Here is an 8,045-nt window from a genome sequence, read left to right on the forward strand (position 1 = left end):
GTGCTGCTCCACGACACGTACTACGGCGACCAGTCGAAGGGTTACTACGGCAACTGGTTCAACTGGGAGATCGGCATCTCCGCGAGCGTGAGCAAGACCCTCGTCCTGTTGAAGGACGAACTCGCCGCGTACAAGCCGGATCTGACGGCCACGTACGTCTCCTCGATGGACGCCTATCTGCGCAACGGCGTGGACGGCGACGTCGACCTCGACTCGCGCTTCCACACCGGCGCCAACCTCGCCGACATCACCACCAACCGCATCCTCCAGGGCGCGGTCACCGGCGACGAGGCGCGCGTCGTCAAGGCGGTCGCCGACCAGCTCACGGTGTACGCGACGGTCGATCCGTACCGGCCCCGGCACGGCGTGACCGACGGCTTCTACGCCGACGGCTCCTTCATCCAGCACGACTCCGTCGCCTACACCGGCTCGTACGGAAAGGTCCTGCTCACCCGCGCCGTGCAGACCGTCAAGATCCTCGACGGCACCGATTACCTCGGCGCGGGCGCGGACACCGGCTCCGGCTCCGGCACCGCCGATCTGGTGGCCGTGGTGCGGGGCTGGGTCGCCGACGGCTTCGCCCCGCTCATCTTCGAGGGCTGGATGATGGAGATCGTCAAGGGCCGCGGGGTGTCGCGCACGGCGACCGGCTACACGGACGTCGCCGTCGTCGTCGAGGCCGTCGTCGACCTCTCGGGACACTCCACCGGCGCCGACGCCACCGCCCTCCAGGGGTACGTGAAGTTCGTGCGCCAGACGTCGAGGGCCGCGCTCGACCCGGCCGTCTTCGTCTCACCGGTCAGCGTCGCGCGCTACGCCGACATCCTCGCCGACGCGTCCGTACCGGCCGGGGACCTCGGGGACGCCGAGAGCCACACCGCGTTCAACGCGATGGACAAGACCGTGCACCGGCGCCCCGGTTACGCGTTCGCGCTGGCCCGCAGCTCCGACCGGATCAGCAAGTACGAGTACATGAGCGGCGAGAACCTGATGCCGTGGTTCCAGGGCGACGGCGCGCACTACCTGTACCTCGCGGGCCAGGACCAGACCCTGTCCTTCGGCATCGACTACTACACCACCGTGTCGCCGTACCGCCTGGCCGGTGTCACCGCGCCCGTGGAGACCCGCCGGACGATCCCCGAGCTGTACGGCACCGCCTGGTACGACAACCCGGAGCGCGGCTTCACCTCGTCGTCCGAGTCGCAGAACACGTACGTCTACTTCCCGCGCGGCACCAACACCCTGTCCGGGGGCGCCCGCCTCGGCACGTACGGCGCGGTCGGCCTCGTGCTGGGCGACGACGTCGCGTACGCCGCGAAGCAGGCCGGCGAACTGCCCGACGACTTCGTCGTCCACCGCAACGCCACCGCCACCAAGTCGTGGTTCATGCTCGACGACGAGATCGTCGTCCTGGCCGCCGGGGTCGGTGACGCGGCGGGCCGCGCGGTGACGACCACGCTCGACAGCAGGATCGCCGCGGCGTCGGACCCCGTCACGGTGACGGGACGGCTGCGCGACGGAGCGGCGTGGCCGGCCGGTGGCGACGGTGGCGGGAGCGGTACGGCGCCGGGCCCGGTCGACTGGCTGCGTTACGCCGACGGCGGGCAGGGCACCTCGGTCGGGTACGTGTTCCTGGACGGGGGCGCGGGCAGCCGTCCGGCGGTCGCGCTCGACACCGTCACCCGGAGCCGGCGCGTCGTCCGTACGTCCAACCCCGACACCCGGGTCACCAAGCGGGTGTTCTCGCTCTCCGTCGGCCAACCGGCGGGCGCGCGACCGCTGTCGATGGCGTACGCGCTCGTACCGAACGCCACGGAACGGCAGTTGAAGGCGTACGGCGCGGGCCACCGGGCCGGTCAGGAGCACGGCGAGGGACGGTACGGCGTTGGGCGCGGGCCACTGTCGGTCGTCGCCAACACCACCCGCGTGCAGGCCGTGGAACACCGCGGGCTCTCCCTCCTCGCCGTCAACACCTTCACGCCCGGCACGCACCGCGCCGGCCGTCTGTCGGTCGACGGCCCCGCGTCGGTGCTCCTGCGGACGTCGCACGACGGCACGGTCTCGGTCGCGGTCTGCGACCCGACGACGGGGCGGAACACGGTCTCGGTCACCGTGCGCGGCCGTTGGCTGCGCGCCGTGTCGTCCGACGACGGGGTCCGCGTGCGGAAGGTACCGGGCGGCACGCGTATCGACGTCGACACCCACCAGACGCACGGACGCAGCCTGACGGCACGGCTGCGGTAGGGGCGGGGAGGGCGGGACCGGCGGGCCCGCGTCGCGGCCGGATCCGCCGGTCGATGGCGAGTTTCGGCCAACGATTCAGCTCGCACCGCTTCACAGACAACCCACAGCACCCTCTCCCGCCTCTCACTACAGGGGAGACAGTTCCGCGACCGGAGACCGTATGTCGCGCCGGCTGTTCGTCCACCGTCCACGCAGGCATTCGGAGAATTCGGAACACTCGGAAAACGAGGAACGATGACCAGAACGCACAACGTCCGGCTCCGGCGTTCGGTGATGGCCGCCACCGCGGCGCTCGCCGTGACCGCCGGTGTCGTGGCCGCGGCGCCCGACGGCGAGGCGGCGCAGACCACGCCGAAGCTCAGCCTGATCGCCGCGACGAAGTCGCTGACGCTCGACTCGTGGAAGGAGGACCCGGGCGTCTACCTCGACCTCGGCACCTACCTCACGGCCGAGGGCGCTCCCTTCGAACTCAAGGTGACGCGCAAGTCGTACAAGGACCCGGTCGTCGCCGAGCAGGTCATCCACGACGGCGACAAGACCACCACCAAGGCCCTTCCGGCCGGGCTCGTGAAGGACTTCTCGGGGCTGCCGGGCTTCGCGCAGATCACCATCACCGACTCGAAGCGCAAGGTCGTGGTCAACAGGACCGAGAAGTACTGCCCGAACAACGCCGCCGGGCGCATCGACCCCGACGGGTCGGCCAAGTCGAAGTACCCGGAGAGCTGCCCGGAGAACGCCTTCACCCTCGGTTCTGTGTGGGGCGTCGAGAAGGGCTGGGCGTCCAACACGTACGCGGGCTACTCCTCCGCGCCGGTCGAGCTGGCCGCCGGCAAATACCAGGCCAAGGTGTCGGTGACCAAGCGCTACCGCGACCTCTTCGGCATCTCCAGCAAGCCGCAGCTCATCAACCTGACGGTGCGCGAGCGCAGTTGGGAGGACGAGGACGGTGGCGTCGGAATGCGCTCCAAGAGCGCGGCGTCCGGCCACAGCGGCCACGACATGGCGAACATGAAGGGCATGGCCGGGATGTCCGGGCACGCCGGCCACGGTGCCGCGCGCTCCGAGGCCCCCGCCGCGCCGACGAGCGGCGCCGGTCCCTCGTACAACGTGGGCCACGGCCCGCTGATCCCCGCGCCGCCGGCGCTGCCGTGGGCGCTGAAGAAGGCCTCGCTGAGGACCGCGACGGCCCCCGTCGGTGACGGCCCCGGCCGCACGGACGGCTCCCGCAAGGCGCCCGCCGTGGAGCCCAACGCCAAGCGCCCGACGGGCAAGGCGTCGGTCCCGGACGTGCCGAAGCCCGACCTGCGTTCGCTGCCCGCCTACGGCATCGAGATCAGCGACGGCGGCCAGGACGTCAAGGGCAAGGACTACCTCGCCTTCAGCGCCAACGTCTGGAACGCCGGGCCCGCGCAGCTCGTCGTGGACGGCTTCCGCAGCCCCGGCAAGGAGCTGATGGACGCCTACCAGTACTTCTACGACGCGGACGGCAAGCAGGTCGGCTACACCCCGACCGGCACCATGGAGTGGGACCCGCGACCGGGCCACGAGCACTGGCACTTCACCGACTTCGCCAGCTACCGGCTGCTGAAGGCGGACCAGAAGGAGACGGTGCGCAGCGGCAAGGAGGCGTTCTGCCTGGCGAACACCGACGCCGTCGACTACACGGTGAAGAACGCCAACTGGCACCCGGGCAACACCGACCTGTCCACCGCGTGCGGCCAGGAGAACTCGATCTCCGTCCGTGAGGTGCTGGACGTCGGCTCCGGCGACACGTACACGCAGGACCTGCCGGGCCAGTCCTTCGACATCACCAACCTCGCGAACGGCACCTACTACATCCAGGTGCTCGCCAACCCCGAGAACCGTCTCAAGGAGACAAACCTCGACAACAACAGCGCGCTGCGCAAGGTCGTCCTGGGCGGCAAGCCGGGCGCGCGCACGGTGAAGGTGCCGGCGCACGACCTGGTCGACTCCAACTGACCCCGCTCGCACGGTAGTCCCTCCCGATCGGCCCCCGGGTTTCCTCCGTCCCGGGGGCCGATGCCGTCCCGAGCCCGGCGAGCGGTACGGCGCAGCGCCGCCCGGCTCGGCGTTCGGAGGCCGGTTTTCGAACGCGGTCAGACGTGTCTCAACTCCCCCTCGTCCGCTGAAACCGCGCTGTGACCGCCGTGAAAGCGGTCGGGCGCAAGCTCTGTGCCAGAAGGAAGACGGCGCGGGCCCACCGGGGGCCGCGACAGAGCTGAGGAGCACATCACCATGACGATCACCCTTACCGCCCAGGACAAGGCCACCCTCCGTACCGCCGCGTACGGCGCCGTCACGCTGATGAGCGCCGCCGGTGCCGCCGGGTCGCCCCACCGGGCCGCCACCGAGGGCAGCATCGCACTGGCCACCGCGACCGGCCCGGTCGGGCACGTGCTCGCCGAGAAGTCGAAGATCAAGGACCTGAACCACAAGTCCACGGCAGAACTCGCCGACCGCGTGCTGCCGGCCCTGACAGCGGCCATGAGCCTGCTCAAGGCGCAGGATCCGGCGGAGGCCGACAACTTCCGCGGCACCGTCACCGTCGCCGTCGAGGCATCGGCCCGGACCCATCGCGGCGAGCCCGGCCCCGCCACGGCGGAGATGGCCCGCAAGATCGCCGGGGCCCTCGACGCCGCCTGACGGGCGGCAAGGCCTTCAGCAGGACCCGGTCGGCCGTCGGATTCCCACGCTCGGCGGTCGCCCGCCGGTCGGAACCCGTTCCCGAACCTCGATTCCGGAGGTTCGCGGACGGGTTCCGTGCGTTCGGCGGGCAGGTAGCGCGGTGGGACGGGGGCGCGGTGGGACGGGGGCGGCAGCGCCGGTTCCAGCCGCTGGCGCCTTGGCTAATCTGCACGGGTGACTACCGACCTGACCCTGCTGCCACGTGTCGCCCATCGCGGGCACGAGGTCACCGCGCCCCGGCTCCGCGGGCTCCTCGCGCTGCTCGCGGGCGACCTGCGTACGGGCTGCAGCACCGAGCGGCTGGTGGAAGGGCTGTGGCAGCCGGACGAGTTGCCCGAGCGGCCGGGCAGGGCGCTACAGGTCCTCGTGTCCCGGGCGCGGGCGCAGCTGGGCGCCGAGCTCATCGCGAGCACGCCGACCGGATACCGGCTCGCCCTCGCCGAGGACCAGGTCGACACCTCCGCCCTGCTGCTGCACTCCGCCGCGTGCTCGGACCGGGCCAGGGCCGGGGACTACGCGGGATCCCTCGCCGCGGCCGAGGCCGGGCTGGCGCTGTGGGAGGGCACGCCCGACGGGGCCGGCGACCTCGACGACCCCGTCTTCGTCCTGCGCACCGAGCGCGAGCCGGTGCGCGGGGCCCTCGTGCGCGCGCGGGCGCTCGCGCTGGCGCGCCTGGGACGGCACGCGGAGGCGGCCGGTCCGCTGGGCGCGGCCGCCTCGGAGTATCCGCGCGACGAGGAGGTGCTGGCCGAGCTGCTGCGCGGCGTCGCGGCGACGACCGGCCCGTCCGCCGCGCTGGCGCGGTACGAGGCGTACCGCCGTGAGCTGCGCGACGACCTCGGCACGGATCCGGGCGCCGGACTCAAGGCCGTACAGCAGGAGTTGCTGGTCGGCGAGGCGCCGGTGGTCAGACACGGCGTACCGCACGAACCGAACCCGCTCCTCGGCCGGGACGAGCACATCGCGGCCCTCCAGGGGCTGCTGCGCACCTCACGCGCCGTCACCGTCGTCGGCCCCGGCGGCCTCGGCAAGACCCGGATCGCACACGCCGTCAGCCGCCGGGCCGAGCAGCGGGTGGTGTATTTCGTGCCGCTCGCCGGCGTCACCGCGGACGCGGACGTCGCCGCCGAGGTGGCCTCCGCGCTCGGTACGGGCGAGGGGCGGCCCGGCGCCGGGGGCGGCGGCGGCCCGGCCGCGCTGGTGTCCGGCATCCTCGGCGTGCTCGGCACCGGTCCCGCGCTGCTGGTCCTGGACAACTGCGAGCAGGTCGTCCAGGGCGCCTCCGACCTCGTACGGGCCCTGGTCTCGTCCTCGAAGGACCTGCGGGTGCTGGCCACCAGCCGGGCGCCCCTCGGTCTCACGTCGGAGGCGGTGTACGCGCTGCCGGAGCTGGGGCTCGCCACCTCCGTCGAGCTGTTCACGCAGCGGGCGCGGGCCGCCCGGCCCGGGGTGGAGCTGCCGCCGGACACGGTGGCCGGTCTCTGCCGCCACCTCGACGGGCTGCCGCTCGCCGTGGAGCTGGCCGCGGCGCGGGTGCGGGTGCTCTCGGTGCGGGAGATCGCCCGCCGCCTCGGCGACCGGTTCGCGCTGCTGCGCGGCGGGGCGCGTGACGTGCCGGAGCGCCACCGCACGCTGTACGCCGTCGTGGAGTGGAGCTGGAACCTCCTCGCGGAGGAAGCCGCGGCGGCGCTGCGCCTGCTGTCCGTCTTTCCCGGCGGGTTCTCCGGTGAGGCGGCGGAGCGGGTCCTGGGCGAGGACGCGCTGCTTCTCCTGGAGCAACTGGCCGACCAGTCGCTGCTCACCGTCGCCGACACCCCGTCCGGTGTGCGGTTCCGAATGCTGGAGACCGTACGGGAGTTCAGCGCCGCCCGGCGTGCGGAGGCGGGCGAGGACGAGGAGGCCCTGGACCGGTTCCTCGCCTGGGCACGGGAGTTCGGGGTCACGTACCACGACTGGTTCTTCGACTCGGAACCGCTCGCGGCCGGCGAGCGGATCAGGGCGGAGCAGGACAACCTCGTACTGGCCCTGCGGCACGCCCTGGCCCGTACGGACGGCCCCACCGTCGCCGCCCTCACCGCCGTCCTCGCCGCTCTGTGGTCCACCGACTCCAGCTTCCACCGCCTCGCCGGCCTCGCCGCGGAGACCGGCCCGCCGCTGTCGCACTACTACCCCGAGCCCCGTTACGTCGAAGTCGCGCGCTCCGCGGCGACGTTGTGCACGGCGGGCCTGTTCATGGGCCACGGCCCGGTCGCCGTACGCCAGCTCGTCGTCCTGCGGCGGCTGCCCGCGGCCCCGCCGGACACGCTGATGCGCGCCACCGCCGCGGTGCTCGGCGCGATCCCCGAGATGCTGCCTCCCGATTACACCGTGCTGCGGGGGCTCTGCGAGAGCGAGCAGCCGCTGGTCGCGGGCGTCGCCGAGTGCATAGCCACCTACGTCTGGGAGTTCGAGCACGACATCGACCGCGCGCTCGTCTCGGCCCACCGGATACTCGCCGAACTGGCCCCGGTCGACAATCCGTCCATGCGGCTCATGGGCCACTCCCGGCTGAGCGAGCTGTGCTTGCGGACGGGGCGCGGCGAGGAGGCGTACGAGCATCTCAGGGCGGCGCTCGACGTGGTGCCGCGCCTCGGCGACGGACACGACTACCTCTTCATCCGCACCAGCCTCGTCCTCGCGTGCCTGCAGCGCGACGACCCCGACGAGGCCGAGTACTGGCTGCGGCAGGCGGAGAGCGACAACGTCCCGGAGGAGGACGCCATCTACCGGACCGGCCTCGGCGGGCGCGCGGAGATCGCCCTCGCCCGGGGGCTGACGGAGGTGGGGCTCGGCCTGTGGCGCGGCGCGCTGGAGCGGATGCCCGGGGCCGGCGCGGCGGACGGCGACGACCTCTGGCTCGACCCGTGGGCGCTGCACATCCTGTCGGCGGCGGTGACGGCGCACGCGCACGCGGACCGCCTCGAACTGGTCGTACGGCCGGTCGAACGGCTGCGGGAGGGGCTGCGGACCTTGCTCGCCGCTCCGTCCGGCCCGCCCACGGACCTTCCGGTGCTGGGGTCGCTGCTGCACGCCCTCGGGATGGTGGAGCTCGGGTC

At 72.6% G+C, this 8,045-nt stretch carries 4 protein-coding genes; all 4 read left to right on the forward strand.

The window, feature by feature from the left end; translation table 11 throughout:
* Positions 1–2,244, forward strand: a 2,244-nt coding sequence (locus GXP76_RS32225) for a polysaccharide lyase family 8 super-sandwich domain-containing protein (protein ID WP_242575159.1), incomplete at its 5' end; no start/stop codon positions are given.
* Positions 2,245–2,478: 234 nt separating this feature from the next.
* Positions 2,479–4,224 (forward strand): lysyl oxidase family protein, encoded by a 1,746-nt coding sequence (locus tag GXP76_RS32230; RefSeq protein ID WP_242575160.1) that lies wholly within the window; start codon positions 2,479–2,481, stop codon positions 4,222–4,224.
* Between the two features lie 276 nt (positions 4,225–4,500).
* Entirely contained in the window at positions 4,501–4,908 is a 408-nt protein-coding gene (locus tag GXP76_RS32235; protein ID WP_242575161.1) for a hypothetical protein, read from the forward strand.
* 216 nt (positions 4,909–5,124) lie between these two features.
* A partial coding sequence (locus GXP76_RS32240) for a BTAD domain-containing putative transcriptional regulator (protein WP_242575162.1) occupies positions 5,125–8,045 on the forward strand: 2,921 nt, incomplete at its 3' end.

It is taken from the genome of Streptomyces sp. NP-1717 (assembly GCF_022695985.1).
Classification (GTDB): Bacteria; Actinomycetota; Actinomycetes; order Streptomycetales; family Streptomycetaceae; genus Streptomyces.